We start from the raw sequence: 503 nt of genomic DNA, 5'->3' as shown, positions 1-503 counted from the left end.
GTTTTTCGCTTGTGTTACCCATATCCGGACACATCCCTTCGTTAATATTATATTTCACTAAAGGGTGTCCATGAAACTATACTAGCATCATACATCATCCCTTTCTTTTTAAATGCTTTCTGTTTAGGGAGTTGATTTTCATCCGCATACTTCTTAGCTGTTCGCCAATTAATTCCCATTGTTCTTTGTATTTCTGAAATAGATAGACCTTTGTTATTTCTTAAATGTTTGATACAATTAATATCAGACATTGCTAGCATCCTTTCTTACCTCCACTACCAATTGCTCGACACAATTACTGTAGTGGGACTTGGGGTGACTGGCAAGTCTTTTTTTGTTTATGCACAAAAATTTAGTGCAGGACTCTGCATTTTTCCTTTGCAAAGCTCTGCACTTTTATTTTGCCATACACAGTTACCCCACCAGAGATATAGCCCGTTAGTGGAATTAAAGGTGGCAGAGTTGGCAAGTGAGAACACCTATCGGGAGGCGGCGAATATTTT

1 protein-coding gene and 1 pseudogene are annotated in these 503 nt (G+C 38.4%); one reads left to right on the top strand and one right to left on the bottom strand.

Translation table 11 applies throughout. The annotated features are described in order from the left end of the window. Window positions 1-86: 86 nt before the first annotated feature. A pseudogene (locus IC21_RS14435) lies at window positions 87-260 on the bottom strand (IS21 family transposase); the annotation flags it as partial. Between the two features lie 55 nt (window positions 261-315). On the opposite strand from IC21_RS14435, the gene IC21_RS17460 reads away from it, so the two are divergent. Next, on the top strand, window positions 316-503 hold a 188-nt coding region (locus tag IC21_RS17460; protein ID WP_155116804.1), incomplete at its 3' end, for a hypothetical protein.

The organism is Heyndrickxia coagulans DSM 1 = ATCC 7050 (genome assembly GCF_000290615.1).
Taxonomy (GTDB): domain Bacteria; phylum Bacillota; class Bacilli; order Bacillales; family Bacillaceae_C; genus Weizmannia; species Weizmannia coagulans.
The sequence above is the reverse complement of the archived record's forward strand: the minus strand, read 5'-3'. Positions and strand labels throughout refer to the sequence as shown.